Origin of the sequence: Ancylobacter amanitiformis (assembly GCF_030814815.1) — a bacterium.
Lineage (GTDB): Bacteria > Pseudomonadota > Alphaproteobacteria > Rhizobiales > Xanthobacteraceae > Ancylobacter > Ancylobacter amanitiformis.
This window is the reverse complement of sequence record NZ_JAUSVR010000011.1, coordinates 101,916-127,343: the sequence shown is the minus strand read 5'-3', so window position 1 is coordinate 127,343 and position 25,428 is coordinate 101,916. Positions and strand designations below refer to the sequence as shown.

Sequence of the window (25,428 nt, the reverse complement as noted above, 5' to 3'; positions counted from 1 at the left end):
TCAGAAAAGCGCCCTCGCCGCCGCGCCGGCCGCCGACAGCAGCGGCGCCGGGTAGAAGAACAGCAGCAGCGTGAACAGGCCCGACACGGCCAGCACGGCGCGCAATTCGGTCGACATCGGCTCGAAAGCCGCCGCCGGCTCGTCGAAATACATCACCTTGACGATGCGCAGGTAATAGAACGCACCAACCACGCTCGACAGCACGCCGATCACCGCCAGCGCATAGAGCCCGGCCTCGATCGCGGCGAGGAACACGTAGTACTTGGCGAGGAAGCCGGCGAGCGGGGGAATGCCGGCCAGCGAGAACATCAGCACCGCCAGGAAGAACGCCTTGACCGGGCTGGTGCGGGCGAGGCCGGCCAGTTCATCGTAATTCTCGACCATGCCTTCCTTGCGCCGCATCGACAGGATGCAGGCAAAGGTGCCCAGCGTCATCGCGACGTAGACCGCCATGTAGATCAGCACGCCGCGAACGCCCTGCTCCGTGCCGGCGGCAAGCCCGACCAGCGCGTAGCCCATGTGGCCGATCGAGGAATAGGCCATCAGGCGCTTGATGTTGCGCTGGCCGATCGCCGCGAAGGCGCCGAGCGCCATGGACGCGATCGACACGAAGACGACGATCTGCTGCCACTGATGCGCGACATGGGGCAGCGCCTCGACCGCGAAGCGCACGAACACCGCCATCGCCGCCACCTTGGGCGCGGCCGCGAAGAACGCCGTCACCGGGGTGGGCGCGCCTTCATAGACGTCCGGCGTCCACATGTGGAACGGCACGGCCGACACCTTGAAGCACAGGCCGGCGAACACGAAGACGATGCCGAAGATGAGCCCGAGCGAAGGCTCGCGCGCCGCCTCGGCGATGTGACCGAAATTGATCGAGCCGGTGAAGCCGTAGATCAGCGAGGCGCCGTAGAGCAGCATGCCGGAGGAGAGCGCGCCCAGCACGAAATATTTCAGGCCCGCCTCGGTGGAGCGCACCGATTCACGGTTGTTGGCCGCGATGACATAGAGCGCAAGGCTCATCAGTTCGAGGCCCATATAGAGCGCCAGCAGGTCGCCGGCCGAGATCAGCATCATCATGCCGAGCGTCGACAGCAGCACCAGGATGGCGAATTCGAACCGGCTCTGCTTCTCGATCTTCAGCCAGTCGACCGACATGACGAGCGTGCCACCCGCGCCGATCAGCGCCAGCACTTTCAGGAAGCGCGCATAATCGTCGAGCACGAAGCTGCCGCCGAACAGGACCGCCTGCGACGGGCCGAGGATCACCAGCACCAGTGCCGCGAACAGCGCCGCCAGTGCCAGGCCGTTCACCGTGTCGGTCGACTTCGGACCGACGATGGCGCCGAACAGGATGAGCGCGATGGCGGAAACGGCCAGCAGCAATTCAGGCAGCGCGGGGCCGAGCGCCGAGAGGGTAAACGTCATGAGCGAGGCTCCGCGAGGATCATGTACAGGTTCACGGCAGCACCAGGCTCGCCGCCTTGATGGCACCGGCCGCCACATCCGCGCGGGCCACGATCGCGTTCACCGCGGCGTTGCAGGCGTCGAGAATGGGCTGCGGCCAGACGCCGAACAGGATGGTGAAGAACAGCAGCGGCACGAGCGAGGCCATCTCGCGCGGGCTCACGTCGAGAATGGTCTTGAGGCTTTCCTTCTCCAGCGGCCCGAACACCACGCGGCGATAGAGCCAGAGCGCATAGGCGGCGGAGAGGATGACGCCGGTGGTGGCGAAGAAGGCCACCCAGCTGTTGCGCCCGAAGGCGGCCAGCAGCGTGAGGAATTCGCCGATGAAGCCCGACGTGCCGGGCAGGCCGACATTGGCCATGGTGAAGACCATGAGCAGCGTGGCGTAGACCGGCATGCGGTGCACCAGCCCGCCATAGGCGGCGATGTCGCGGGTGTGCATCCGGTCGTAGATGACGCCGACGCACAGGAACAGCGCGCCCGACACAAAGCCGTGGCTCACCATCTGGAACACGGCGCCCTGGATGCCTTCCTGGGTCAGCGTGAAGATGCCCATCGTCACGTAGCCCATGTGGGCGACGGAGGAATAGGCGATGAGCTTCTTGATGTCCTCCTGCACCAGCGCGACCAGCGAGGTGTAGACGATGGCGATGACCGAGAGCGTGAAGACGAAGGGGGCGAAATAGGCCGAGGCGTCAGGGAACATCGGCACGCTGAAGCGCAACAGCCCATAGCCGCCCATCTTCAGCATGATGCCCGCCAGGATGACCGAGCCCGCGGTGGGCGCCTCGACATGCGCGTCCGGCAGCCAGGTGTGCACCGGCCACATCGGCATCTTCACCGCGAAGGAGGCGAAGAAGGCGAGCCATAGCCAGGTCTGCATGCCCGGGGGGAAGTTGAACTTCAGCAGCGCCGCGATGTCGGTGCTGCCCGCCTGCCAGTACATGGCCATGATGGCGAGCATCATGAGCACCGAGCCGGCCAGCGTGTAGAGGAAGAACTTGAACGTGGCGTAGATACGCCGCTTGCCGCCCCAGACACCGATGATGATGAACATCGGGATCAGGCCGCCTTCGAAGAAGATGTAGAACTGCAGCAGGTCCAGCGACGCGAAGGTGCCGATCATCAGCGTCTCGAGCACCAGGAAGCAGATCATGTACTCCTTGACGCGGACCTGGATCGATTCCCAGCTCGCCAGGATGCACATCGGCATCAGGAGCGTGGTGAGCAAGAGGAAGGGCAGCGAGATGCCGTCCACGCCCATGCGGTAGGCCGCGATCTCGCCGAGCCAGGCCTTGTGCTCGACGAACTGGAACTCATGGCTGGTCGAATCGAAGCCCGCCAGCAGCAGCAGCGAGATGACGAAGGTGACGAGCGTCGCCCACAGGGCGACCCAGCGGGCATTGCGCTTGGCCACCTCGTCGTCGCCCCGGATCATCAGGACGATGAGCAGCGCGCCGACCAGTGGCAGGAAGGTGACGACGGAGAGAATGGGCCAGTCGTACATCAGTGCGCGCCCCCGAACATGAACCAGGTGATGAGGGCCGCGACGCCCACCAGCATCACGAACGCATAGTGATAGAGATAGCCGGACTGCAGCCGCACCACGCGGTTGGTGACGTCGACCACGCGGGCGGAGACGCCATTCGGGCCGTAGCCGTCAATCACGCGCACGTCGCCCTGTTTCCACAGGAAGGTGCCCACCCACTTCGTCGGCCGCACGAACAGGAAGTCGTACAATTCGTCGAAGTACCATTTGTTGAGCAGGAACCGGTAGAGCCCGTCATTGCGCTTGGCGAGGCCCTTCGGGATCGCCGGGTTGACCACATACATCCAGTAGGCGATCGCGAAGCCCATCGCCATCATCACCGTGGGCGCCCATTTCGCCCAGCCGGGAATGTGGTGGATCTCCTCCAAGATCTTATTCTCGGGGCCCATGAAGATGGCTTCCCGGAAGAAGTGATCCACATCGTGGCCGACGAAGTAGGGGTAGAGGATCATGCCCGCGAAGATCGCGCCGACCGACAGCACACCGAGCGCAATCAGCATGGTGAGCGGGGATTCATGGGCGTGCTCGTAATGATGGTGGTCATGCGGATGCCCATGGAAGGTCATGAACATCTGCCGCCACGTATAGAACGAGGTCAGCGCCGCCGCCGCCACCGTCAGCGTCCAGGCATAGGTCGAGAACGGGCTGTGGCTGACGAAGGCCGTCTCGATGATGGCGTCCTTCGAGAAATAGCCCGCCGTGAAGGGGAAGCCGGTCAGCGCGAGGCCGCCGATCATCATCGTGGCATAGGTGAACGGGATTTTCCGCCACAGGCCGCCCATGTGCCGCATGTCCTGCTCGTGGTGCATCGCATGAATGACCGAGCCGGCGGCAAGGAACAGCAGCGCCTTGAAGAAGCCGTGGGTGAGCAGGTGGAACACGCCCACCGAATAGGCCCCGGTGCCGAGCGCGACGAACATGTAGCCGAGCTGCGAGCAGGTGGAATAGGCGATCACGCGCTTGATGTCGTTCTGCACGCAACCGATCGTCGCCGCGAAGAAGGCGGTGGAGGCACCGACGAACATCACCACGTTGAGAGCGGTCGGCGACAGTTCGAATAGCGGGGAGAGCCGCGCCACCATGAACACGCCGGCCGTCACCATGGTGGCGGCGTGGATGAGCGCGGAGACCGGGGTCGGGCCTTCCATCGCATCCGGCAGCCAGGTGTGCAGGCCGAGCTGCGCCGACTTGCCCATGGCGCCGATGAACAGCAGCAGGCAGATGATGGTCGGCGCGTGCCACTCATGGCCGAGGAACAGGATGTTCTTGTCCATCAGCGCCGGCGCCGAGGCGAAGACCTGCTCGAAGGAGACCGAGCCGGTCATCATGTAGACCGCGAAGATGCCGAGCGCGAAGCCGAAATCGCCGACGCGGTTGACGATGAACGCCTTCATCGCCGCCGCGCAGGCCGAGGGCTTGTCGTACCAGAAGCCGATCAGCAGGTAGGAGGCAAGGCCCACACCTTCCCAGCCGAAGAACAGCTGGACCAGGTTGTCGCTCGTCACCAGCGTGAGCATGGCGAAGGTGAACAGCGAGAGATAGGCGAAGAAGCGCGGCCGGCTCGGGTCCTCGTGCATGTACCCCATGGAGTAGAGGTGCACGAGCGAGGAAACGGTGGTGACGAGGATCAGCATCACCGCGGTCAGCGTGTCGACGCGGATGGCCCATTTCACGTCGAGCCCGCCCGAGGCGAACCAGGTGAAGAGTTCGACCGTGCCGTCATGCCCGCCGAACGCCGTCTGGAAAAACACGATCCAGGCGAAGAAGGCGGCGACGAAGAGCAGGCCGGTCGTTACCAGCTCGGAGGCGCGCGGGCCGATCATGCGGCCGAACAGGCCGGCGATGAGGAAGCCGACGAGAGGGAGGAAGACGATCGCGTAGTACATGCTGGCTCCCTCAGCCCTTCATCGCGTTGATGTCCTCGACAGCGATCGAACCGCGGTTGCGGTAGAACACCACGAGGATGGCAAGGCCGATCGCGGCCTCGGCGGCGGCCACCGTCAGCACGAACAGCGCGAAGATCTGGCCGGTAATGTTGCCGAGGAACACCGAGAAGGCGACGAAGTTGATGTTCACCGCCAGCAGGATCAGCTCGACCGACATCAGGATGACGATCACGTTCTTCCGGTTAAGGAAGATGCCGAGCGTGCCCAGCGTGAACAGGATCGCCGCGACGGTGAGATAGTGGGGAAGTCCGATCGCCATCGCTCACAGCCCCTTGCCGGAAGGCACCTTGACGACGTCGATCGCCGTCGCCTTGCTACGCGCATTCTGGACCGGGATGCTCTGGCGCTTGACATTCTCCTTATGGCGGAGGGTCAGCACGATGGCGCCGATCATGGCGACCAGCAGAATGAAGCCGGCCGCCTGGAAGAAGTAGATGTAATCGGTGTAGAGCACGCGGCCAATCTGCACGGCGTTGGACACGCCGGGCGCCGCCGTCGACGCGACCGCTCCGGTGACGCCGGTACCGAAGGTCCAGGAGCCCAGCACCAGCACCAGTTCGGCGAGAAAGACCAGGCCGACCAGCGCGCCGACCGGCAGATATTGCAGGAAGCCCTGGCGCAGCTCGACGAAATCGACGTCAAGCATCATCACCACGAACAGGAACAGCACCGCGACCGCGCCGACATAGACGACAACCAGCAGCATCGCGAGATATTCGGCGCCGATCAGGATGAAGAGGCCCGAGGCGTTGACGAAGGTGAGGATGAGGAACAGCACCGAGTGCACGGGGTTCCGCGACGCGATGACCATGAAGGCCGAGGCGACAGCCACCCCGGCGAAGAGATAGAAGAACAGCGCGGCGAGGCTCATGCCCGACACCCCCAAGTGATCCTCGCAGTGGTCCCCGCGCACGACATCCCCGCCAACGCGGCGTCCGGGGCCTTTGCGGCTTGTATCGTTAAGGTGTTCACGTCCGTCATCCAGTCATTCGTAGCGCGCACGCTCAGCGGTAAGGCGCGTCCAGCCCGATGTTGCGCGCCATCTCGCGCTCCCAACGATCGCCGTTCGCGAGCAGCTTGGCCTTGTCGTAGTAGAGTTCCTCGCGCGTCTCGGTGGCGAACTCGAAGTTCGGTCCCTCGACGATGGCATCGACCGGGCAGGCTTCCTGACAGAAGCCGCAATAGATGCACTTCACCATGTCGATGTCGTAACGGGTGGTGCGGCGCGTGCCGTCATTGCGGCGCGGGCCGGCCTCGATGGTGATGGCCTGCGCCGGGCAGATCGCCTCGCACAGCTTGCAGGCGATGCAGCGCTCTTCCCCGTTCGGATAGCGGCGCAGCGCATGCTCGCCACGGAAGCGAGGGCTGACCGGTCCCTTCTCGAACGGGTAGTTCAGCGTCGCCTTCGGCTTGAAGAAATAACGCATCGCCAGGAAGAACGCCGAGACGAACTCGGTGAGCAGCAGCTGGCGGGCGGCCAGGTCCAATCTCATGACGCTCTCCTCAATCGGCCATGGCCGCGGCGAGCCCAAAGCCCAGCAGCGGCATCGAGACGGCGAAGACGCGGATCGTCGTCTTCCACCAGGAAATCACGCCCTCGAGCTGATCGCGGTTCAGCTTGCGGGCCTCGCGGGAGCCGCGGATCGATGTCTCCATCAGCCGCGGCAGGAACAACCATTCGAGGGCGCCGATCACCAGACCGAACAGAGCGCCGGTCCAGGCGATGGCGGAGACCTCGAACAGGCCGGTGAGAGCGCCATCGCCCATGTCAGCCCCCCGCCCCCGGCGCCAGCCCGGTGAAGTGCAGCACGCTCGCCACCAGCACGACCATGAACAGCGAGATCGGCAGGAACACCTTCCAGCCCAGCCGCATCAGCTGGTCGTAGCGGTAGCGCGGAACGATCGCCTTCGCCATGGCGAACATGAAGAACACCAAAAGGACCTTGAGCAGGAACCAGATGATGCCGGGCACCCAGGTGAAGGGCGCGAAGGGGATCGGCGACAGCCAGCCGCCCATGAACATGATGGCGGTCAGCGCGCACATGGTCATGATCGCCACGTATTCGCCGAGCATGAACAGCAGATACGGGGTGGAGCCGTATTCCACCATGAAGCCGGCCACCAGCTCGGATTCCGCTTCGCCCAGATCGAAGGGCGGGCGGTTCGTCTCGGCCAGCGCCGAGATGAAGAAGATCACGAACATCGGGAAGAGCGGCAGCCAGTACCAGCCGAGCATGCCCCACTGGCTGTCCTGCGCCTCGACGATGGCGGAGAGGTTCAGCGAGCCGGCGCACATCAGCACGGTGACGATGACGAAGCCGATGGAGACTTCGTAGGACACCATCTGCGCCGCCGCGCGCAGCGCCGACAGGAACGGGTATTTCGAGTTGGACGCCCAGCCGGCCATGATGACGCCGTAGATGCCGAGCGACGAGATGGCGAAGATGTAGAGCACGCCGACATTGATGTCGGCGATCACCCAGCCCGCGTCGAGCGGCACCACCGCCCAGGCGGAGAGCGCCAGAAGGCAGGTGAGGAAAGGCGCCAGGATGAACAGGCCCTTGTTCGAGCCGTCCGGAATGACCGGCTCCTTCAGCACGAACTTGAGCAGGTCGGCGAAGGATTGCAGCAGGCCGAACGGGCCCACCACGTTGGGGCCGCGGCGCAGCTGCACCGCCGCCCAGACCTTGCGGTCGGCCAGCAGTACATAGGCGATGACGATCAGCAGCCCGACCAGCAGCCCGAGGCTCTGGGCAAGGATGATGAGGACCTGAATGAGCGTATCGAGCCAGCTGGTTTCGGTCATGCTCTCCCTCCCCTCACTCAGCCGCGGCCTGAAGACGGGCGCGGGCGAGCGCGGAGCATTCAGCCATCACGGCGGATGCGCGCGTAATCGGATTGGTCAGGTAGAAATCGGCCACCGCGGCGCGGAACGGCGCGCGCTCCGGCGAGCCGCCCATCCCGGCCAGGGCAAGGATGGAAGCCGCATCGGCCGGCTCGACATGGTCGAGGCGGGCGAGATGCGGGTGGACGGCATAGAGCGCGGCGCGCAGCTGGCCGAGCGTGTCGAACGGCAGGCGCTTGCCGAGCACATCGGACAGCGCGCGCAGCACCGCCCAGTCCTCGCGCGCCTCACCCGGCGGGAAGCCGGCGCGGTTGGTGATCTGCACCCGGCCTTCCGTGTTCACATAGGTGCCGGACTTTTCGGTATAGGCCGCGCCCGGCAGGATGACGTCGGCGCGGTGGGCGCCGCGATCGCCATGCGTGCCGAGATAGACCACGAAGGCACCGGGAGCGATGTCGATCTCATCCGCACCGAGCGCGAAGATCACGTCCGCACCGCCCGGATTGGTCAGCGCCACCGCGTCGAGACCGCCCTCGCCCGGCACCGCGCCGATATCCAGCGCGCCGACCCGCGACGCTGCGGTGTGCAGCACGGAGAAGCCGTTCCACCCGTCCTTGACCGCGCCGACCGATACCGCGAGCCGCGCCGCCAGCGCCAGGATCGCCGCGCCGTCCGGCCGCGCCAGCGCGCCCTGCCCGATGAGGATGAGCGGACGCTGGGCGTTCTTCAGCGTCGTGGCAAAGGTGCCGTCGCCGACCAGATCCAGCAGCGTGTCCGAACCGGCGCCGAGATACTCATAGGGATAGGTCAGGTCGACATGCTCGCCGATCAGCCCGATGGGGAAATTGCCGGCCAGCCAGCGCTTGCGGATGCGCGCGTTCAGCACGCTCGCCTCAAGGCGCGGGTTGGAGCCGATGATCAGCAGCGCGTCCGCCTGCTCGATGCCGGCGATGGTCGCGTTGAACACATAGGTCGCGCGGCCGAGCGCGGGGTCCAGCTTCACCCCATCCTGCCGGCAGTCGATATTGGCCGAGCCGAGCGCGGTGAGCAGCGTCTTGAGCGCGAAGGCTTCCTCAACCGAGGCGAGATCACCGACCAGCCCGCCGATACGGTTGCCGGGCACGCCCGTCACCCGGGCGGCGATGGCCGCGAAGGCCTCGGGCCAGCTCGCCTGCCGGAGCCGACCACCGACGCGCACATAGGGGCGATCGAGCCGCTGGGTCTTCAGACCGTCCCAGATGTACCGGGTCTTGTCCGAAATCCACTCCTCGTTGACCTGTTCATTGAGGCGCGGGAGCACGCGCATCACTTCGCGGCCGCGCGTATCGACGCGGATATTGGAGCCGACCGCGTCCATCACGTCGACGGATTCGGTCTTCACCAGTTCCCACGGACGGGCATGGAACTCATAGGGGCGCTGGGTCAGCGCGCCGACCGGGCAGAGGTCGGCGACATTGCCCTGCAGCTCGGACGACATGGCCGCCTCGAGATAGGTGGTGATTTCCATGTCCTCGCCGCGCCCGATGGCGCCCAGCTCGGACACACCCGCCACCTCGGTGGTGAAGCGCACGCAGCGGGTGCACTGGATGCACCGCGTCATGGAGGTCTTGATCAGCGGGCCGATATACTTGTCCTCGACCGCGCGCTTGTTCTCGGCGTAGCGGGAGGTATCCACGCCATAGGCCATGGCCTGATCCTGCAGGTCGCACTCGCCGCCCTGGTCGCAGATCGGGCAATCCAGCGGGTGGTTGATGAGCAGGAACTCCATCACCCCTTCGCGCGCCTTCTTCACCATCGGGCTCTTGGTGAGCACGACGGGCGGCTCGCCATTGGGGCCGGGGCGCAGGTCGCGCACATTCATGGCGCAGCTCGCCTGCGGCTTGGGCGGGCCGCCCTTCACCTCAACGAGGCACATGCGGCAATTGCCGGCGATCGACAGCCGCTCATGAAAGCAGAAGCGCGGGATTTCCGCGCCCGCCGCCTCGCACGCCTGCAACAGCGTGTATTCCGGGGGAACCTCGACCTCGATGTCGTCAACGATGATCTTGGCCATCAGTTCGCCTCATGCGCTGCGCGATATGCCGCCAGCATATCGGTCACGAGAATTCCATCGATCCGCATGCCGTCGAGCCGGCATTCCGTGATCGAGACGCCGATCAGGTCGGCACGCGTGATGCGCCCGCCCGACATGTTGGCGCGCTCCAGCGTGAGGCCGGAGAAATTGACGTTCGTCACCGCCCAGCCCGACATGTTCACATCGTCAAAACGCGCGCCCGCCAGATTGACGTTCACGAAGGTCGATCCCGCGAGATTGGCGTCGTTTGCGTCGAGGAGTTCAACGACCTTGTGAAGATCCATCGCCCTCACTCCGCCGCGACCGGAACGGGGACGGGATCGGAATGCGGGTTCGCCGAATACTGGTCGATCCGCTTCTCGATCTCGGGCCGGAAATGCCGGATCAGCCCCTGCACCGGCCATGCCGCCGCGTCGCCGAGCGCGCAGATCGTGTGACCCTCGATCTGGGTGGTGACCTGAAGGAGCAGGTCGATCTCGCGCTTCTGCGCGCGGCCGGCCACCATGCGGTCCATCACCCGCCACATCCAGCCCGTGCCCTCACGGCAGGGCGTGCACTGGCCGCAGCTCTCGTGCCGGAAGAAATAGGAGATGCGGGCGATCGCCCGGATGATGTCGGTCGATTTGTCCATGACCAGCACGCCGGCGGTGCCGAACGACGATTTCACGGCGCGGCAGCCGTCGAAATCCATGATCAGGTCCATGCACTGGTCGGCCGGGATCACCGGGCAGGAAGCGCCCCCGGGAATGATCGCCAGCAGGTTGTCCCAGCCACCGCGCACGCCGCCGCCATGCTTCTCGATCAGCTCCTTGAACGGGATGCCCATCGCCTCTTCGACGATGCAGGGCGTGTTCACATGGCCGGAGATGCCATAAAGCTTCGTGCCGACATTGTTCGCCCGCCCGATGCCGGAGAACCATGCCGCGCCACGGCGCAGGATGGTCGGCGCCACCGCGATGGATTCGACATTGTTGACCGTGGTCGGGCAGCCATAGAGGCCGACATTGGCCGGGAATGGCGGCTTGAGGCGCGGCTGGCCCTTCTTGCCCTCCAGACTCTCCAGCAGCGCGGTTTCCTCGCCGCAGATATAGGCGCCGGCGCCATGGTGGACGACGACGTCGAAATCCCAGCCATGCACGTTGTTCTTGCCGATGAGGCGCGCCTCATAGGCCTGGTCGACCGCCGCCTGCAGGCGCTCGCGCTCCTGGATGAACTCGCCACGCACATAGATATAGGCGGCATGCGCGCCCATGGCGAAGCCGGCAATGAGGCAGCCCTCGACCAGATGATGCGGGTCGTGGCGCAGGATCTCGCGGTCCTTGCAGGTGCCGGGCTCGGATTCATCGGCATTGACGACGAGATAATGCGGGCGACCGTCCGACTGCTTGGGCATGAAGGACCATTTCAGCCCCGTCGGGAAGCCCGCGCCGCCGCGCCCACGCAGGCCCGAGGCCTTCATGTGCTCGATGATCCAGTCGCGGCCGGCATCGAGCAGGGTCTTGGTGCCATCCCACGAGCCGCGCTTCAGCGCGCCCTGCAGGCCCCAGTCCTGATAGCCGTAGATATTCGTGAAGATGCGATCCTTGTCGGCCAGCATGGTTCGCTCCTCAATCCGCCGTCTTGCCGGCCGCCTGGCCGCCCGGAGGCGGCGCGACGGGCTTGGCGGGCTTCTCGGCATCGGCATTGCCGGCGGCCTTGACGGCCTCGGCCACGGGCGGCTTGGCCGGCGCCGGATCGCTCTTCGGAGGAGCGGGCGGCGCCGCCGCGGCCGCGGCCGGCGCCGGAGCGGCGGCCGCTGTTGCGCCATTGGCACGCGCCGCGATCGCCTCGCGGGCGAGCGCGAGACCCGCGCCGGTGCCGACCACCGAGCCGTCATACAGTTCCGGCGAGGTGAGCACGCGCAGGCCGGTGACCGGCTCGGAAGACTTCCGGCCGTTCTGCGGGCCGGGCGTCGGCGTCTCGCCGCGCGCGAAGGCGTCGAGGATCTTTTCCAGATCCTCCGGCGTCAGATCCTCATAGACGTCCTTGAACACCTGGATCATCGGCGCATTGGTGCAGGTGCCGGCGCATTCCACCTCTTCCCACGAGAATTCGCCGGTCTCGGAGAGGTGGAAGGGGTCGGCATGGATGCGCCGCTGGCAGACCTTGATCAGGTCGCCGGCGCCCTTGAGCATGCAGGGCGTGGTGCCGCACACCTGGATATGCGCCCTTGTGCCGACCGGCTGCAGCTGGAACTGCGTGTAGAAGGTCGCGACCTCGTAGACGCGGATCGGCGCCATGCCGAGCATGTCGCCGATATAGCGCATGGCCGGCTCGGAGACCCAGCCGCCCGCCTGTTCCTGCGCGCGCATCAGCAGCGGAATCACCGCGCTGGCCTGACGGCCCGCGGGGTATTTCGCAATCGTACTCTGCGCCCAGGCGAGATTCTCGGCCGTGAAGGCGAAGCTCTCGGGCTGGACCTCTTTTGGCGCAAGCCTACGGACAGACATGCCGTACCCTTCCGATCGAACCGCAACCCCTGCCGGGATCAGCGGTCCACTTCACCGAACACGATGTCCAGCGATCCGAGGATCGCCGAGACGTCCGCGAGCATGTAGCCGCGGCACAGGAAATCCATCGCCTGCAGATGCGCGAAGCCGGGCGCGCGGATCTTGCAGCGATAGGGCTTGTTGGTACCGTCGGCGACGAGATAGACGCCGAACTCGCCCTTGGGCGCCTCCACCGCGGCATAGACCTCGCCGGCGGGAACATGGAAGCCTTCCGTGTAGAGCTTGAAATGGTGGATCAGCGCTTCCATCGAGCGCTTCATCTCGCCCCGCTTGGGCGGGACGACCTTGTTGTCGACGGCCGAGACCGGGCCGGCTTCCTTCAGGAGCAGATCGCAGCACTGGCGCATAATGTGCGCCGACTGCCGCATCTCCTCCATGCGGATACAGTAGCGGTCGTAATTGTCGCAGTTCTTGCCGATCGGAATGTCGAATTCCAGCTCGTCATAGCACTCATAGGGCTGCGACTTGCGCAGGTCCCATGCCGCGCCCGAGCCGCGCACCATCACGCCGGAGAAGCCCCAGGCGAACGCGTCCTCAAGGCTGACGACGCCGATATCGACATTGCGCTGCTTGAAGATGCGGTTGTCGGTCAAAAGGCCCTCGAGATCGTCGCAGACCTGGAGGAAATAGGGAATGAAGTCGCGTATGTCCTCGATCAGCTTGACCGGAAGGTCCTGATGAACGCCGCCCGGACGGAAATACGCCGCGTGCATGCGCGAGCCGGACGCGCGCTCATAGAACACCATGAGCTTCTCGCGCTCCTCGAAGCCCCAGAGCGGCGGCGTGAGCGCGCCGCAGTCCATGGCCTGCGTGGTCACGTTGAGCATGTGGGAGAGGATGCGGCCGATCTCGGAATAGAGCACGCGGATCAGCTGGCCGCGCCGGGGCACCTCGATGCCCAGCAGACGCTCCACGGCGAGGCAGAAGGCATGCTCCTGGTTCATCGGCGCGACATAGTCGAGCCGGTCGAAATAGGGCACCGCCTGAAGATAGGTCTTGGTCTCGATCAGCTTCTCGGTGCCGCGGTGCAGCAGGCCGATATGAGGATCGACGCGTTCGACGATTTCGCCGTCCAGCTCCAGAACAAGGCGCAGAACGCCGTGCGCCGCAGGGTGCTGCGGGCCGAAATTGATCTGGAAGTTGCGGACGTTGGGATCGACCTTCGAAGGAGCGTTCATGTCTCGATCCTCACCTCAGCCCGCCTTGGGGGCGCTGGCCTTCTCATCCCCGGGGAGCACATAGTCGGGCCCCTCCCACGGCGACAGGAAGTCGAAGTTGCGGAACTCCTGGGCGAGCTTCACCGGCTCGTAGACCACGCGCTTGCGCTCGTCGTCATAACGCACCTCCACGAAGCCCGTGGTCGGGAAGTCCTTGCGCAGTGGATGGCCGTCAAAACCGTAATCGGTCAGCAGGCGGCGCAGTTCAGGATGGCCGGAGAAAAGGATGCCGTACATGTCGTAGGCCTCCCGCTCGAACCACAAGGCACCGGGGAAGACCGGCGTGGCGGACGGCACGGGCGTCGCCTCGTCGGTCTCCACCTTGATGCGGACCCGCGCGTTCAGTGTCGGCGACAGCAGGTGGTAGACGACGTCGAAGCGGTTGTCGCGCTTGGGGTAATCGACACCGCAAATGTCGATGAAGCTGACAAACTTGCAGGACGGATCGTCGCGCAGGAAGCTCAGGACCTTGACGACATCAGGGGCGGACACCACGAGCGTGAGTTCGCCGAAGGCGACAACGACGTCCTCGATGGCCCCCGGCAGCGCCTCTTTGACGTGCGCGCCCAGCTCATTCAGCGTCTCGTCCATGTCTTTCCCGTAGTCGGTTCTTGTTGAGACCGGCGATCAGCGTTCGATCGTACCCGTACGGCGAATCTTCTTCTGCAGCAGCAACACCCCGTAGAGCAGCGCCTCCGCGGTCGGCGGGCAGCCCGGAATGTAGATGTCCACCGGCACGATGCGATCGCAGCCGCGAACCACCGAATAGGAGTAGTGATAGTAGCCACCGCCATTGGCGCAGCTGCCCATGGAGATGACGTAGCGCGGCTCCGGCATCTGGTCGTAGACCTTGCGCAGCGCCGGGGCCATCTTGTTGGTCAGCGTGCCGGCCACGATCATCACGTCGGACTGGCGCGGCGAGGCGCGGGGCGCGAAGCCGAAGCGCTCCACGTCATAGCGCGGCATGGAGACCTGCATCATCTCCACCGCGCAGCAGGCCAGGCCGAACGTCATCCACATCAGCGAGCCGGTGCGGGCCCAGTTGATGAGATCGTCAGTCGCCGTGACAAGGAAACCCTTGTCGGCAAGCTCGGCATTCACCTCCACGAAGAACGGGTCGGTGGCGCCGATCGGCTTGCCGGTATTCGGGTCGATGATGCCCCGTGGCGCCGGAGCGACCAGCGGGCTATTCGCGCTCAATCCCATTCGAGCGCTCCCTTCTTCCACTCGTAGACAAAACCGACGGTGAGAACGCCGAGGAAAACCATCATCGACCAGAAGCCGAGATCGCCCAGACTGCCGAACGTGATCGCCCAGGGAAACAGGAAGGCCACTTCGAGATCGAAGATGATGAACAGGATCGAGACCAGATAGAAGCGGACGTCGAACTTCATGCGCGCGTCGTCGAACGCATTGAAGCCGCATTCATAGGCCGACATCTTCTCCGGATCGGGACGGCTGAAGGCGACGAGGAACGGCGCGACCAGGAGCGCGAGGCCGATGACGGCCGAGACCGCGATGAAAATGACGACGGGCAGATAATCCTGCAGCAAGCTGCTCATGGACGGCTCCCTCCCCGGTCAACATACGTCATCCGACGCTGTATCGCAGTTGCGAAATATTCAAAGCACGCGGCAGGCTTATCGCACCGCCCTAGCCGAGGCAAGGGCATCCGATCCCATTCCCTCGGCACTGGTATACAGAATTCACAGCTTGAGTGCGACGGCAAGCGAGACGCCCCCATCCTTCCCGGGCCCCCTGGCGAAAGCCGGGCGCTTTCCGGCACTTATTGCATCCGGCCGATCCGCCCCCCGCGCGGGGCGCCGAGAGCCTCTCGGGTATCCGCCACCATGGTGACGGCCTGATGATACCGCAGGCGCCGACCCCGCGATCATGTCCCTGCGGCGTCAGGCTGCGTCAGCGGCATGGGTGGCCCGGAAGCCCTGCATGGCGCGGCGAGCCCCCGACCCTCGACGGGCCGCGAGGGCCGCCGCTCCCTACCCCGCCGCCAGCGCCACCACGGGATCGAGTCGCGAGGCGTTGCGCGCCGGCAGGTAGCCGAAAATGATGCCGATCGCCGAGGAACAGAGCACCGCCATGACGATGGAGCGGGTCGAATAGATCAGGCTGAATCCGGTGTCGAACGCGTCGAACGCCGCGCCGAAACCGAGCGCCAGCGTGATGCCGAGCACACCGCCGAGCAGGCACACCAGCATCGCCTCGATGAGGAACTGCTGCAGGATATCGCTACGCCGCGCGCCGACCGCCATGCGGACGCCGATTTCCCCGACCCGCTCCGATACCGATACCAGCATGATGTTCATCACGCCGATGCCTCCGACCAGAAGCGAGATGACGGCGATGACGGCCACCAGCAGCGTCAGGGTTTCCGTGGTCGAGGTGATGGTGCGGCGGATATCGTCGGTATTGAGGATGAAGAAGTCCTTGCCCCCGTGCCGCTGGGTGAGCAGCGTCGTCACCGCCTGCTCGGCGAGGCCGGTCGACACGTCGTCGGCCACGCGGATGGTGATGCTCCGGAGCGAGCTGGAGCCGAGCAGGCGCGCCTGCACGGTCGTGTAGGGCAGATAGACCGAGAGATTCTGGCTGCCGCCGAATCCGCCCTGCTGGGTCTGGGTGACGCCGACCACGCGGGCCGGCACCTTGCCGATGAGAATCACCCGTCCCAGCGGGCTGCCCGCCTCGTCGGCGAACAGCGTCTTGCGCGTATTCTCGTCGATCACCGCTTCCTGCGAGAAGTCATCGACCGCCCCGGCCGAGAAGAACCGCCCCTGCGCCAGCCTGGTGCCACGGGCGGCGAAATAGCGCTCGCTCACGCCATTGACGAGCGCATTGGCTTCCCTGGAGCCGTAGCGCACCACCGCCGAGCTGGAGACCGTGGGCGTGACGGCGGCCACATAGGGCTGGCCCGCCAGCGCATCGGCATCGGCCACCACCAGCGTGCTGATCTTGGCCGAGCGCACATCGCCGAAGCTGCGGCCGGCAAACACCTCCAGCGTGTTGGTGCCCAGGCTCGAAATATTGGCGAGCACGCGCTGGCGCGACCCCTCCCCGAGCGCCACCACGCACACCACGGAGGCGATGCCGATGATGATGCCGAGCATGGTCAGCAGCGCGCGCATGCGGTGCGCGTTCATGGCGAGCAGCGCCATGCGGAAAGCCTCGCGCAGCCGCCCCACCGCCGCGCCCACGGCACCCGCCTTTGGCGTCCGACTGCCGGCCATGGAGGTTGCGGCCGGCGCGCACGGGGACGCCGCCGTGTCGGTGCGGCGATCGGAGATGATGACGCCGTCGCTGATCTCGACAATGCGCCGGGCCCGGCTCGCCACCGCCGGATCATGCGTGACGATCACCACGGTGCGGCCCTCGGCGTTGAGTTCGTCGAGGATGCGCAGAACCTCCTCGCCGCTGCGCCGGTCGAGCGCGCCGGTCGGCTCGTCGGCGAGAATGACGTCGGGATCGTTCATCAGCGCCCGGGCGATCGACACGCGCTGCTGCTGGCCGCCCGAGAGCTGGCCCGGCCGGTGCCCCGCGCGGTTGGTGAGGCCGAGCCGCTCCAGCAGCGCATCGGCCCGCGCGCGGCGACGGCGCGGTCCCGACCCGGCATAGACGGCCGGCACCTCGACATTGCCGCGCGCGGTCAGTTCGCCCAGCAGATGATAGCGCTGGAAGACGAAGCCGAAATGTTCGCGGCGCAGGGCGGCCAACTCGCCCGCGTCGAGTTCGGCGGTCTCGCGCCCGTTGATCCGGTAGCTGCCGCCGGTCGGCCGGTCGAGACAGCCCAATATGTTCATCAGGGTCGACTTGCCCGACCCGGACGCCCCGACGATGGCGACCATGTCGCCCGCCTCGATGGAAAGGTCGATGCCGTTCAGCGCGGATAGCCGGTCCTCACCGGCCGCATAGTCGCGCCGCACGCCCTTGAGCGTCAACATGGGCTCGCCCATGTCAGAAACCCATGGGCGGCGGAGGCCCGCCGGCCCCGAAGCCGGATGTGACCGCGCTCCCTTCCTGCAGCACGACGCGCTCGCCTTCCGTCAGTCCCGACCGCACCTCGACGGTGATGCGGTCATCGAGCCCGGTCTCGATCTCGCGCGGCGTCGCGCGGCCATCCGGGCCGATCACCCGCACCTGCGCCTTGCCATCGACAGCGGGTCCCACCAGCGCCGCCGAGGGAATGGTGAGCACGCCCCGCGCCTCGCCGAGCACGATATGGACCTCGGCGGTCATGTAGGTGCGCAGGCGCCCGTCCGCATTGGGAACATCGAATATGCCGTTGTAATAGACCGCCTCGGAGCTGCTCGAACTGGTGCTGCTCGACGACAAGGAGGAGCTTGAGGACGAACTGAAGCTCGAATCGCTGCGCACCGATTCCGGCGCCGGCTCGATGAACTCCAGCTGCGCCTCGTAGCGCCGGCCCGGCTCGCCGAGAATGGTGAAATAGACCGGCTGGCCGGAATGCACGCGCACCACGTCGGCCTCGGAGATTTCCGCGCGGATGGTCATCGTGTCCAGCTGGCCGAGCACGACAATCGTCGGTGCGGACTGGATGGCGTTCACCGTCTGCCCTTCCTGGCTGACGATGGCGAGCACCGTGCCGTCTATCGGGGCGGTGATGCGCGTATAGGCGAGATCGGCCTCGGCGATGGCCACCGCCACCTCGGCCTCGCTGATCTGCGCCCGCAACGCGGCGATCTGCGCGCGCGTCACCGCGACATCCGCCGTCGCGGTGTCGAACGTGGTGCGCGAGACCGCGCTGCTCTCGACCAGCTTGCTCTGCCGTTCCAGCGTCTTCTCGTTCAGGGTCAGTGTCGCCTGCTTCTCCGCCAGCTGGGCGCGCACCTTGGCCAGCACCGCCTGCGCGGTGCGCAGTTCGTTCTGCTGGGTGATGGAATCGATCTCGGCGATGAGGTCGCCACGCTTGACGCGTTCGCCAAGCTTCACCTTCACGGAGGTGATGCGGCCCGACACCTGGGCACCCACCGCCACCAGCTTGGAGGGCTTCAGGGTACCGGTGGCCAGCACCGTCACCTCGACATCGCCGCGCGTGGCGGGCGAGCTGATATAGGCCGGCGCGGCAGCCGCGAACAGCTGCGAGCGCAAGGCCCACCAGCCGCCGGCGGCGAGGAACGGCAGGAGCAGCAGCGGAACCAGCCAACGGGTGCGGGACTGGCGGGGCGACGGGGGAGAAGCGATGGTCATGGCCTTCAGTCGGTTGGGCCATTGTCCGGCCGGACCAGGCCGATCCGGCCGGGCAATGGCCGCTCCAGAATAGGGAAAGCGTTCGGTCCACGAGATGTTCCCGATCAAGCGATCGGCTGCGCGGAGATAGGAAGCCTGGCGCGGCTACGCACCCCACGCCGCGAATGAAGATAAGGGGATGGCGGGCGCGCCGGATCGACGCGCCCGCCTCCGGAGGCCGATCAACGGGGGGGGATGTGATCGGGCTCCGGCTCCTCCGGCCGGAGCGAGGCCGGAAGAAGAGGGTTCGCGCCGGGCATGGCACCGCCAACGGCGCCGGGAACGGCACTGGGCGGCGGGACGGGCATCCAGGCCGTGGCCTGCAGCCGACCGATCTGCTCGGGAGAAAGTTCCGCGCGCAATGCGCCGATGGCGGCGGCCAGCCGCGTGGCCTGCTCGCCCTTGCGCGCAAACTCCCGCGCCAGTCGCTCGCCCGGAAGATCGCGGCCGCCGGCCGTGGAGGACAGGATGTCGGGCGGCATGGCGCCCGGCGGGCCGGCATCCGGCCGAGTATCCCGCCGAGTATCCCGCCGAGTATCCCGCCGAGTATCGCCCGTCGCTCCAGCCTCGGCCATGCCGGCGGACGGGCCCGGGAGCGGGGGCGCCATCATCGCCTGGAGAGCTTCGGTATAGCCCCGCCAGCCATCCAGCTGGTCACGGGTGATGCCGAGATAGGTTTCCATCGCGGCGAGATGGCCGGCAAGCACCAGCGGTCCGCCCGGCGGCGGGGCGAAACCCGGGGGCGGACCGAATGGCGGGCCAAACCGCGGTCCGAATGGCGGGCCCGGAGCGAAATTGAGGGGAGCGAGATCGGTGGGAGCGAAATCCGGGGCGGCATCGCGGGTCGCGAAATCCGGCGGCGTGCCGGGATTGGCCGCGAGGGTCGACACGCGCGCCTCGACCGCCACGCCGACGACGGCCAGCACAGCCATGACGAGAGTGAGGAGGACGGGCGGCAGGCGCATGGACATGGATTTCCTCGCATCCATCGGGAACGCCCGACATTCCCAGCCTTCGTTTGCCGCCAGTGGTCGTATGATTGCCGAACGTTGACGGTTTGGTCCTTTTTGTTTCCCTAGGTGTCTCCAGCCTTTTGAGCAAAGTTGGCTTGCCATTCACGCGTTGGAATGGGGAGCACTGCCGGCCATTGATGGCGGGGCACCGGGCCATCAGGGAGCCGATCTTTCGGGAGCCAATACGTGGAAGCCAGTCCGCATATCCTGGTCGTCGACGACGATCAGGAAATCCGCAAGCTGCTCGGCCGCTATCTTCAGGGCCAGGGGTTTCGCGTGACACTCGCCCAGGACGGGCGGCAGGCCGAGAAGAGCCTCACCTCGAACCGCATCGATCTGGTGGTTCTCGACCTTATGTTGCCCGACACGTCCGGGCTCGACTTCTGCCGGTCGCTCAGGGCGCGCTCGCAGGTGCCGATCATTCTGCTCACCGCGCTGAAGGAAGACGTCGACCGTATCATCGGGCTCGAGGTCGGTGCCGACGACTATCTCGGCAAGCCGTTCAATCCGCGCGAATTGCTGGCACGCATCCGCGCCGTGCTGCGCCGGACGGCGGCGCGCGAGGCCGCCGTGCCCGTGGCCCAGCAGCAGACCTATCGTTTCGCCGGCTTTGTCGCCTATCCCTCCACCCGCCGGGTGATCGACGCCTCCGGCGAGGACGTGCCGCTGACGGCCGGCGAGTTCGAGCTGCTCCAGGCCTTCCTGCTGCGGCCGGGACGCATGCTCTCGCGTGACCAGCTGCTCGACATCACGCAGGGGCGCAGTGGTTCGACCTTCGACCGCTCCATCGACGTGCTGGTCAGCCGGCTGCGACGCAAGCTGGGCGACGTGGGAAGCTTCCGCATTCTCAAGACGCTGCGCAATGGCGGCTATCAGCTCGCCGTCTCGGTTGAAACCGTCGACGCGCCGTCCCCGCCCGGACAAGAGCCATGAACACGCTGCGCGCCAAGATCACCGCCCTGCTGGTCGCCTCGGTGCTGCTGGTGATCCTGGCGGCGACCGGCCTGTCCTTCCTCCTGCTGAAGCCGCCACGGCTGAGCGAAATCGACGAATCCATCGCCGCCCAGTGGGGCCTGGTCGCCGAACTGGCCGCGCGCGGGCCGCTGCCGGCTTCGATGCAGGGCGAGTTCATCGGCCTTCACGACGACGAACCCGCCGGAGTGATCGTCGAGAACCCCACCAACGGGATAAACGAGGCCCTGGCGCGCAATGGCCGCGCCGAGCGCATCATCGTGAAAGATGGGGCCGGCTCGCCCTGGCCCGTGGTGGCGGGCCAGCTCGCCGATGGCCGCTGGCTGCTCCTGCCGCTCGCCATGCCGCCGGGCCCGAAGAATGGCGGCTGGGCACTGGCGGGCTGGGCGCTTTTGATCGCGATCGGCACCACGCTGGTCATCGTCGTCGCGGTGCGCCGCCTGACAGAGCCGCTGGCGCTGCTGGAGCGCACCGTCGCGACGCTGGGGCCGGACGGCGAGCTGGAGCCATTGCCCGAGGCGGGCCCGACCGAGGTCCGGGCCGCGGCACGGGCGATCAACCTGCTGTCCACCCGCCTGAAACGGGCGATGGAAAGCCGCATCCGCATGGTGGCTGCCGCGGGGCACGACCTGCGCACCCCGATGACCCGCATGCGGCTTCGCGCGGAATTTCTCGACGAGGAAGAACGCGCCAACTGGATCGCCGATCTCGATGAACTCGACCGCATCGCCGACAGCGCGATTCGCGTGGTGCGGGAGGAAGTCGAGCGCTCCTCGCGCACCCGCCTGCGGCTCGACGAACTGGTGAGCGAGGTCGTCGCCGAGCTTGACGCGATCGGGCTGGATATCCACCTCACCGCCAGCACTCCCGCCAGCGTGGTGGGGCGCCCGCTGGCACTTCGGCGGGCGATCCGCAACCTCGCCATCAATGCCGCCACGCATGGCCACAAGGCACGCATCCGCGTCGAGGCGGGCTATGGACGGGCCGGCGTGGTGATCGAGGATGAGGGGCCCGGCATTCCGGAGGAACTGCTGGCCCGGGTATTCGAACCGTTTTTTCGGATCGATGCGGTCAAGAATGCGCCTCTCCCCGGCGCGGGGCTCGGATTGGCCATTGCCCGCGAGATCATCACCGGCAATGACGGCACGCTGGAACTGCGCAACGGCCCGCGCGGCGGCCTCGTGCAGCGGATCGGCCTGCCCACCGTGATCACCAGCTGAGGTCCCGCGCCGCGCCGGCCACGCGCCGTGACGCGGGATAAAGCCGCACGATCAAGGCCCTGGCGGCATTTGCCGCGACATTGATTCATCAAACCACGCCGATGTGGCCACGCGCGCTGGCGCGCGCCATGCGGCGCCCGCGCGGAAATGCCATCTGCGGGACGCCGGCGGCGATGTTGGGAAGCGCGCGGATGCGGAGGAAACGACCGCCGAAAACGTCACATGCCGATCCGGCACAATGTCACGAATTTCGGGGAACAGGAGCCAAGCCATTGAAGCAAATGGCGGGAGTGACGGGGCTCGAACCCGCGACCTCCGGCGTGACAGGCCGGCGCTCTAACCAACTGAGCTACACCCCCAAAGCGCCCCCGGCAAAGGAACCGCGTGGAGTGGGGCGGGTGTTAAGGCAGCCGCCGCCGGGTGTCAAGCGCCTCCGAAGTCATCCACAGCCCTCCCCTCATCCCGGCAGATCGGGACGGCGGCGGGCGATGACGCCGTCGGCCAGCGCCATGGCGGCAATCAGCAGCGGCACCGCAAGGAAAGTGCCCGCCGGCCCCCATAGCCAGGTCCACAGCGCCATGGACAGAAACACCGCGAAGGGATTGAGCGATACCCGCCGGCTGATGATCAGCGGCGTCAGCACATGCCCCTCGACGCTGGTGAGGGCGACGAAGGCCGCGGCGGGCAGCAGCGCCTGGACGATGCCGGGAAAGCTGACAATGCCCGCAACCGCCAGAATCACCACCATCACCGCCGGCCCGAGATAGGGCACGTAGTTCAGCAGGCAGGCCAGCGCGCCCCACAGCAACGGGCTGGGCAGGCCGAGCGCCCAGGTGATAAGCGCGGTCGCCACGCCGAGCCCGATATTGATGAAGGTGGCGGTGACGAGATAGGCGCCGAGGCGATCCTCGATCTCGCGAAACACCCGCAGCGCCGCCAGCCGGGTCGAGCGCGGGCCGATGGCCTGTACCAGCCGGCGCTTGATCTGGATTCGTCCGGCGAGAAAGAACACCAGCGAACCGGTGAAGAGTATCAGCTCGCCGATGGCCGGCGTCACCAGCCCCAGCGCGCTCTCCAGCATGCGCGAATCGGCCAGACGCACCGTCATGGGCGGCTCGGCGGCGCGGCCGAGCGATTCGATCGTCTCGACGAAGGAACTCACCGTGTGCAACGCGGGCTTCAGCGCGGCGAAACGATCCTGCACGATGGCGCCGATCTCCGGAGCGCGGGCGGTCCAGTCCGCCAGCGGCGCCGCGAGAATGACCGCGGCTCCATAAAGCAGGCCCGCGAGCACGGCGACGATCAGCGCGGAGCCGAGCGGGGTCGGCACCCCCCGGCGCGCCATTGCCTCGATGGCGGGCCCGATCACGCTACCGATGATGACCGCGGCGACGATGGGAACGAGCACGGCGCGCGCCACCACCATGGCGGCCGCGAGCACGATGACGGCGGTGACGATGATCGCGACCTGCGTGGTCCGGCGCCAAAGCCGCTCGCCACGCTTTTCCTCGGGAGGCGGATCGCCCGGGCCACGTCGCGTGCCGGCCTGCCGGACGACGCCCTGACGCGCCTCCGCCGCCGCCACGATGTGCCGCTTCATGTCCATTGCCCATCCCCGCCTGTGCCCATCGCATGAAACGCGGCGCCGACCGTTCGGGTTCCCGCCGCCCGGCTGACAATAACGTGGACAAATCGGCCTTTTGCGGCATGCTGCGGCGCGTCAACCGCAGCGTCATGTCATGCATCGCCAGATGCGTGCGGCGCCGTGCGTTATGTCAGCCGCCATGCCGTTCCGGAAGGGTTCGGCAACTTGCGAGGAACCCCATGTTGAGCACAGCCCCCATCCTTCCCGTCATACTTGCCGGGGGCTCCGGGACGCGGCTGTGGCCGGTCTCGCGCGACAGCCTGCCCAAGCAGTTCCAGATGCTCACGGGTAGCCACACGCTCTTTCAGCAGACCCTCAAGCGCGTGTCGGACCGCGCGCTCTTCGCGGCGCCGCTGGTGCTCACCCATGAGGATTTCCGCTTTTTCGCCCGCCGGCAGGCGCAGGAGATCGGCATCGAGGCGACGGTAGCGCTGGAGCCTGTGCGGCGCGATTCGGGCCCGGCGCTGATCGCCGCCGCGCTCATCGCCCAGCGTCTCGCCGGCGAGGGCGCGCTGGTGCTGGCGCTGGCCGCCGACCACGCGGTGCTGGACCCCGAACTGTTCATCGATGCCTGCCGCGCCGCCGCCCGCGCCGCCCGCGAAGGGCAGATCGTCACCTTCGGCATCACGCCGGTCGAACCCTCGACCGCCTATGGCTATATCCGTCCCGGCGAGCCGTCCGGCGAGAGCGGCGCGCGCAAGGTCGAGGCCTTCGTCGAGAAGCCCGACGCCACCACGGCCGCGCGCTATCTCGGCGAGGGCTATCTGTGGAACTCGGGCAACTTCCTGTTCCCGGCCGCCCTGCTGATCGAGGAAGCCGAGCGCTTCGAGCCGGCCATGGTGGCCGCCGTGCGCGAGGCGGTGGAACTCTCCGGCGAGGATCTCGGCTTCATCCGGCTGGACGCCAAGGCCTTCGGCGCGGCGACGCCGAAATCGATCGACTATGCCGTGATGGAGCGCACCAGCCGGGCCGCCGTCATCGAGGGGCGCTTTCGCTGGTCCGACATCGGCAGTTGGGATGCGCTCCGCGCCCTGGAGCCGGGCGATGCCGCCGGCAACGTGGTGCACGGCCCGGCGACACTGCTCGACACCCGCAACAGCTTCGTCCACACGGACGGCCCGCTGGTGGCGACCGTCGGCCTCGACAATGTGTCGGTCATCGCGACCGATGATGCCGTGCTGGTCATGCCCTCCGACCGCTCGCAGGATGTGAAGGCGCTGGTCGCCCGGCTCAAGGCCGAGAACCACAATTCCGCCAACGAGCATCTGAAGGCGCACCGGCCGTGGGGCACCTATCAGACCATCTGCCGGGGCGATCGCTTCCACGTGAAGATGATCGTCGTCGAGCCGGGCGGGCGGCTTTCGCTGCAGAAGCACTATCACCGTGCCGAGCACTGGATCGTCGTCAAGGGCACCGCCGAGGTGACGCTGGACGAGCGGGTATTCGAGGTGCGCGAGAACGAATCCACCTATCTGCCGCTGGGCGGCGTGCACCGGCTCGCCAATCCCGGCAAGATCCCGCTGGTGCTCATCGAGGTGCAGACCGGCTCCTATCTCGGCGAGGACGATATCGTCCGGCTGGAGGACGTCTATAACCGCGGCTGAGGCGGGCTATTGCGAGGGTTGACGGGCCCACGCCGGGAACGGCTCGGATGCCCGCTCACGACGGCTGC

23 protein-coding genes and 1 tRNA gene are annotated in these 25,428 nt (G+C 66.6%); 3 read left to right on the top strand and 21 right to left on the bottom strand.

The window, feature by feature from the left end:
• The 19 genes from nuoN to QOZ99_RS16035 all read right to left on the bottom strand — a co-directional run bounded on the left by nuoN (position 1) and on the right by QOZ99_RS16035 (position 19,877).
• A complete protein-coding gene (gene nuoN, locus QOZ99_RS16125; protein ID WP_306891019.1) occupies positions 1–1,428 on the bottom strand; it encodes an NADH-quinone oxidoreductase subunit NuoN in 1,428 nt (475 codons plus the stop codon).
• 31 nt (positions 1,429–1,459) lie between these two features.
• Positions 1,460–2,974 (bottom strand): NADH-quinone oxidoreductase subunit M, encoded by a 1,515-nt coding sequence (locus tag QOZ99_RS16120; RefSeq protein ID WP_306891018.1) that lies wholly within the window; start codon positions 2,972–2,974, stop codon positions 1,460–1,462.
• Entirely contained in the window at positions 2,974–4,902 is a 1,929-nt protein-coding gene (gene nuoL / locus QOZ99_RS16115) for an NADH-quinone oxidoreductase subunit L (protein WP_306891017.1), read from the bottom strand. Before nuoL ends, QOZ99_RS16120 begins: the two co-directional genes overlap by 1 nt.
• Positions 4,903–4,912: 10 nt before the next feature.
• Complete coding sequence (gene nuoK / locus QOZ99_RS16110) at positions 4,913–5,221, bottom strand: NADH-quinone oxidoreductase subunit NuoK (protein ID WP_183188538.1); 309 nt, start codon at positions 5,219–5,221, stop codon at positions 4,913–4,915.
• 3 nt (positions 5,222–5,224) lie between these two features.
• On the bottom strand, positions 5,225–5,833 hold the full coding sequence (locus QOZ99_RS16105; RefSeq protein ID WP_183188537.1) for an NADH-quinone oxidoreductase subunit J: 609 nt from the start codon (positions 5,831–5,833) through the stop codon (positions 5,225–5,227).
• A gap of 133 nt (positions 5,834–5,966) precedes the next feature.
• Positions 5,967–6,455, bottom strand: coding sequence for an NADH-quinone oxidoreductase subunit NuoI (nuoI, locus tag QOZ99_RS16100; RefSeq protein WP_306891016.1), 489 nt, complete (start codon positions 6,453–6,455; stop codon positions 5,967–5,969).
• A 10-nt stretch (positions 6,456–6,465) separates the two neighbouring features.
• Positions 6,466–6,729, bottom strand: a complete 264-nt coding sequence (locus QOZ99_RS16095) for a hypothetical protein (RefSeq protein ID WP_306891015.1) — start codon at positions 6,727–6,729, stop codon at positions 6,466–6,468.
• 1 nt (position 6,730) lies between these two features.
• Positions 6,731–7,768 carry an NADH-quinone oxidoreductase subunit NuoH gene (nuoH, locus tag QOZ99_RS16090; RefSeq protein WP_306891014.1) on the bottom strand — a complete coding sequence of 346 codons (1,038 nt, stop codon included), beginning with the start codon at positions 7,766–7,768 and terminating at the stop codon, positions 6,731–6,733.
• 13 nt (positions 7,769–7,781) lie between these two features.
• Positions 7,782–9,860, bottom strand: coding sequence for an NADH-quinone oxidoreductase subunit NuoG (nuoG, locus tag QOZ99_RS16085; RefSeq protein WP_306891013.1), 2,079 nt, complete (start codon positions 9,858–9,860; stop codon positions 7,782–7,784).
• Positions 9,860–10,165 carry a pentapeptide repeat-containing protein gene (locus QOZ99_RS16080; protein WP_306891012.1) on the bottom strand — a complete coding sequence of 102 codons (306 nt, stop codon included), beginning with the start codon at positions 10,163–10,165 and terminating at the stop codon, positions 9,860–9,862. Before QOZ99_RS16080 ends, nuoG begins: the two co-directional genes overlap by 1 nt.
• A gap of 5 nt (positions 10,166–10,170) precedes the next feature.
• Positions 10,171–11,478, bottom strand: a complete 1,308-nt coding sequence (gene nuoF / locus QOZ99_RS16075) for an NADH-quinone oxidoreductase subunit NuoF (RefSeq protein ID WP_183188532.1) — start codon at positions 11,476–11,478, stop codon at positions 10,171–10,173.
• 10 nt (positions 11,479–11,488) lie between these two features.
• On the bottom strand, positions 11,489–12,370 hold the full coding sequence (gene nuoE, locus QOZ99_RS16070; RefSeq protein WP_306891011.1) for an NADH-quinone oxidoreductase subunit NuoE: 882 nt from the start codon (positions 12,368–12,370) through the stop codon (positions 11,489–11,491).
• 38 nt (positions 12,371–12,408) lie between these two features.
• On the bottom strand, positions 12,409–13,608 hold the full coding sequence (locus tag QOZ99_RS16065) for an NADH-quinone oxidoreductase subunit D (protein WP_306891010.1): 1,200 nt from the start codon (positions 13,606–13,608) through the stop codon (positions 12,409–12,411).
• Between the two features lie 15 nt (positions 13,609–13,623).
• Positions 13,624–14,238 carry an NADH-quinone oxidoreductase subunit C gene (locus tag QOZ99_RS16060; RefSeq protein WP_306891009.1) on the bottom strand — a complete coding sequence of 205 codons (615 nt, stop codon included), beginning with the start codon at positions 14,236–14,238 and terminating at the stop codon, positions 13,624–13,626.
• A 36-nt stretch (positions 14,239–14,274) separates the two neighbouring features.
• Positions 14,275–14,853 (bottom strand): NuoB/complex I 20 kDa subunit family protein, encoded by a 579-nt coding sequence (locus QOZ99_RS16055; protein ID WP_306891008.1) that lies wholly within the window; start codon positions 14,851–14,853, stop codon positions 14,275–14,277.
• The gene (locus QOZ99_RS16050; protein WP_306891007.1) at positions 14,844–15,209 is read right to left on the bottom strand and encodes an NADH-quinone oxidoreductase subunit A; all 366 of its coding nucleotides are present in this window, start codon (positions 15,207–15,209) and stop codon (positions 14,844–14,846) included. The genes QOZ99_RS16055 and QOZ99_RS16050 overlap by 10 nt, the downstream gene beginning before the upstream one ends.
• Positions 15,210–15,644: 435 nt before the next feature.
• Positions 15,645–17,612 carry a MacB family efflux pump subunit gene (locus QOZ99_RS16045; protein ID WP_306891006.1) on the bottom strand — a complete coding sequence of 656 codons (1,968 nt, stop codon included), beginning with the start codon at positions 17,610–17,612 and terminating at the stop codon, positions 15,645–15,647.
• 1 nt (position 17,613) lies between these two features.
• Complete coding sequence (locus QOZ99_RS16040; protein ID WP_306891005.1) at positions 17,614–18,867, bottom strand: efflux RND transporter periplasmic adaptor subunit; 1,254 nt, start codon at positions 18,865–18,867, stop codon at positions 17,614–17,616.
• 221 nt (positions 18,868–19,088) lie between these two features.
• Positions 19,089–19,877 (bottom strand): hypothetical protein, encoded by a 789-nt coding sequence (locus QOZ99_RS16035; protein WP_306891004.1) that lies wholly within the window; start codon positions 19,875–19,877, stop codon positions 19,089–19,091.
• A gap of 228 nt (positions 19,878–20,105) precedes the next feature.
• Between QOZ99_RS16035 and QOZ99_RS16030 the strand changes: the two genes are divergently transcribed.
• Together QOZ99_RS16030 and QOZ99_RS16025 are read left to right on the top strand one after the other, a co-directional pair.
• A complete protein-coding gene (locus QOZ99_RS16030) occupies positions 20,106–20,852 on the top strand; it encodes a response regulator (protein ID WP_306891002.1) in 747 nt (248 codons plus the stop codon).
• Positions 20,849–22,111, top strand: coding sequence for an ATP-binding protein (locus tag QOZ99_RS16025; RefSeq protein WP_306891001.1), 1,263 nt, complete (start codon positions 20,849–20,851; stop codon positions 22,109–22,111). Before QOZ99_RS16030 ends, QOZ99_RS16025 begins: the two co-directional genes overlap by 4 nt.
• 282 nt (positions 22,112–22,393) lie before the next feature.
• On the opposite strand, the gene QOZ99_RS16020 is transcribed toward QOZ99_RS16025, so the two are convergent.
• Positions 22,394–22,470 (bottom strand) — tRNA-Asp (locus QOZ99_RS16020).
• A 98-nt stretch (positions 22,471–22,568) separates the two neighbouring features.
• The gene (locus tag QOZ99_RS16015; protein WP_306891000.1) at positions 22,569–23,711 is read right to left on the bottom strand and encodes an AI-2E family transporter; all 1,143 of its coding nucleotides are present in this window, start codon (positions 23,709–23,711) and stop codon (positions 22,569–22,571) included.
• Between the two features lie 224 nt (positions 23,712–23,935).
• On the opposite strand from QOZ99_RS16015, the gene QOZ99_RS16010 reads away from it, so the two are divergent.
• Positions 23,936–25,360, top strand: coding sequence for a mannose-1-phosphate guanylyltransferase/mannose-6-phosphate isomerase (locus tag QOZ99_RS16010; protein WP_306890999.1), 1,425 nt, complete (start codon positions 23,936–23,938; stop codon positions 25,358–25,360).
• The last annotated feature ends 68 nt before the right edge of the window (positions 25,361–25,428 follow it).

Bases quoted from the DNA above. Each gene is read 5' to 3' on its own strand.
- nuoN (WP_306891019.1), bottom strand. From the start codon at position 1,428: ATGACGTTTACCCTCTCGGCGCTCGGCCCCGCGCTGCCTGAATTGCTG.
- QOZ99_RS16120 (WP_306891018.1), bottom strand. From the start codon at position 2,974: ATGTACGACTGGCCCATTCTCTCCGTCGTCACCTTCCTGCCACTGGTC.
- nuoL (WP_306891017.1), bottom strand. From the start codon at position 4,902: ATGTACTACGCGATCGTCTTCCTCCCTCTCGTCGGCTTCCTCATCGCC.
- nuoK (WP_183188538.1), bottom strand. From the start codon at position 5,221: ATGGCGATCGGACTTCCCCACTATCTCACCGTCGCGGCGATCCTGTTC.
- QOZ99_RS16105 (WP_183188537.1), bottom strand. From the start codon at position 5,833: ATGAGCCTCGCCGCGCTGTTCTTCTATCTCTTCGCCGGGGTGGCTGTC.
- nuoI (WP_306891016.1), bottom strand. From the start codon at position 6,455: ATGAGATTGGACCTGGCCGCCCGCCAGCTGCTGCTCACCGAGTTCGTC.
- QOZ99_RS16095 (WP_306891015.1), bottom strand. From the start codon at position 6,729: ATGGGCGATGGCGCTCTCACCGGCCTGTTCGAGGTCTCCGCCATCGCC.
- nuoH (WP_306891014.1), bottom strand. From the start codon at position 7,768: ATGACCGAAACCAGCTGGCTCGATACGCTCATTCAGGTCCTCATCATC.
- nuoG (WP_306891013.1), bottom strand. From the start codon at position 9,860: ATGGCCAAGATCATCGTTGACGACATCGAGGTCGAGGTTCCCCCGGAA.
- QOZ99_RS16080 (WP_306891012.1), bottom strand. From the start codon at position 10,165: ATGGATCTTCACAAGGTCGTTGAACTCCTCGACGCAAACGACGCCAAT.
- nuoF (WP_183188532.1), bottom strand. From the start codon at position 11,478: ATGCTGGCCGACAAGGATCGCATCTTCACGAATATCTACGGCTATCAG.
- nuoE (WP_306891011.1), bottom strand. From the start codon at position 12,370: ATGTCTGTCCGTAGGCTTGCGCCAAAAGAGGTCCAGCCCGAGAGCTTC.
- QOZ99_RS16065 (WP_306891010.1), bottom strand. From the start codon at position 13,608: ATGAACGCTCCTTCGAAGGTCGATCCCAACGTCCGCAACTTCCAGATC.
- QOZ99_RS16060 (WP_306891009.1), bottom strand. From the start codon at position 14,238: ATGGACGAGACGCTGAATGAGCTGGGCGCGCACGTCAAAGAGGCGCTG.
- QOZ99_RS16055 (WP_306891008.1), bottom strand. From the start codon at position 14,853: ATGGGATTGAGCGCGAATAGCCCGCTGGTCGCTCCGGCGCCACGGGGC.
- QOZ99_RS16050 (WP_306891007.1), bottom strand. From the start codon at position 15,209: ATGAGCAGCTTGCTGCAGGATTATCTGCCCGTCGTCATTTTCATCGCG.
- QOZ99_RS16045 (WP_306891006.1), bottom strand. From the start codon at position 17,612: ATGGGCGAGCCCATGTTGACGCTCAAGGGCGTGCGGCGCGACTATGCG.
- QOZ99_RS16040 (WP_306891005.1), bottom strand. From the start codon at position 18,867: ATGACCATCGCTTCTCCCCCGTCGCCCCGCCAGTCCCGCACCCGTTGG.
- QOZ99_RS16035 (WP_306891004.1), bottom strand. From the start codon at position 19,877: ATGTCCATGCGCCTGCCGCCCGTCCTCCTCACTCTCGTCATGGCTGTG.
- QOZ99_RS16025 (WP_306891001.1), top strand. From the start codon at position 20,849: ATGAACACGCTGCGCGCCAAGATCACCGCCCTGCTGGTCGCCTCGGTG.
- QOZ99_RS16015 (WP_306891000.1), bottom strand. From the start codon at position 23,711: ATGAAGCGGCACATCGTGGCGGCGGCGGAGGCGCGTCAGGGCGTCGTC.
- QOZ99_RS16010 (WP_306890999.1), top strand. From the start codon at position 23,936: ATGTTGAGCACAGCCCCCATCCTTCCCGTCATACTTGCCGGGGGCTCC.